At 42.0% G+C, this 1,477-nt stretch carries 1 protein-coding gene; it reads left to right on the forward strand.

Annotated elements, in window-relative coordinates:
• Positions 1-287: 287 nt before the first annotated feature.
• A partial coding sequence (locus BUA76_RS18980) for a hypothetical protein (protein ID WP_143149964.1) occupies positions 288-1,477 on the forward strand: 1,190 nt, incomplete at its 3' end.

Consider the following 1,477-nt stretch of genomic DNA (forward strand, 5'->3'; position numbering starts at 1 on the left):
GCAGGGAAGGCCGGTGAATATATCTTTCAGAACTATCACTATCTCTTTTCTGTTTTTTCAAAAATTACCATAAGCGACGGAGGGATACGCCCGCCGCCTTTTCATTGTTAAAAGACTTTTATCAGAATTCCTAAGGTCAGGTATTCTCTTTGCCTTAAATGATATTACATGATGTCATCTTCGGAAATCTTCCTGTTAGGATTCATTTACTGTATTACGTTAAATGTTCCGGTTTCTGAATAAAAGCAGTGAAGAAAAACAAATTTCTTATCGTACACATAACAACAATGAAAAAACAAATTTATTTAATTTTAGCCTTTTTGCTATGTATAAAAGCTTTAGCACAGGGGCACAATCCCGGCACGGTTTTACCGGCCGTCCCCAATACTTTGCCCTGGAATGTCTATACGGCAGCTCCTGACAATAGACAGAATGCCTCGGTAACCAATGCCCAGTCTCTGGCTCTTCTTCCTACAGGAACTAATGGAACCGACATTTTTGTCAACTATTTAGTTGATACTACAGGATATACCTTTTATCTGGTATATACCACCAACGGAACTGCACCTAGCAAAACCAACGGAACGGTAGTTAATATGTCTTTTGCCGTATTTAATAGCCCGAACAGAATCTGGGCAGGTAAAATACCGCAGCAGACATCTGGTACGGTGGTTAATTATGTTATTTATGCCAATACTACCGGTGGCACACTTGCAGCGGCAAATAACAGGATTGCTTCTGCTTCTCTTGGGATACAGACTACATGGACAGAAGGTGATACCTTCTATAGGTTTCAGTCTCCCGGTGGGGTTCCGGGGTTAAGATTATGGCTGCGTGCCGACCAAGGAACAGACACTACGACTGAAGGAGCGGCAGTAAATACAGTATCAGATCAGTCAGGGAATGGTTTTAATGCGCTTGCTCCTTCCCCAGCAGCCAACAAGCCATTGTTTAGAACGGGCAATAGTGCTGTAGGAAGGGATTTTAACTTTAATTCTTACTTTGATTTTACAGCTAATCGCGGATTCTACAACAATCAGGCAATTTTTACCTCAGACAATAACAACGGAGCTTATTTTGTACAAGCACAACATAATGGAACTGTAATTGGTGTTTTAGGCACAGCATTAATGGCTGTAGCAAGAGGTACTACTCCTGGTACACCATCTTATATGGATCAGGCTAAGTTTTATTTTACGAGCAATACCAATCTTCAATGGTTAGCAAATCTTATCAATGCAACGGTTAATGATGTAACTGCCGCTCCGGCACTTTATAGTGCGAATTGGACGGGATCAGCTGTTGCCAATAAAATTTTACAGATGTCATCGCAAGGCAGACGCCGCATTACAACGGGAGCAATAACCGTTTTGCCATGGGGTGGAGGGCAGCCAAGCTCTCAGTTTGCCATCAATGATGTTCATGCATCAGGAGCAGGAGACAATTCGGGTTCTTTTTATGCCCCTGAATTTATCAT

This window comes from Chryseobacterium takakiae, assembly GCF_900129385.1.
In the GTDB taxonomy this organism is placed as follows: domain Bacteria; phylum Bacteroidota; class Bacteroidia; order Flavobacteriales; family Weeksellaceae; genus Chryseobacterium; species Chryseobacterium takakiae.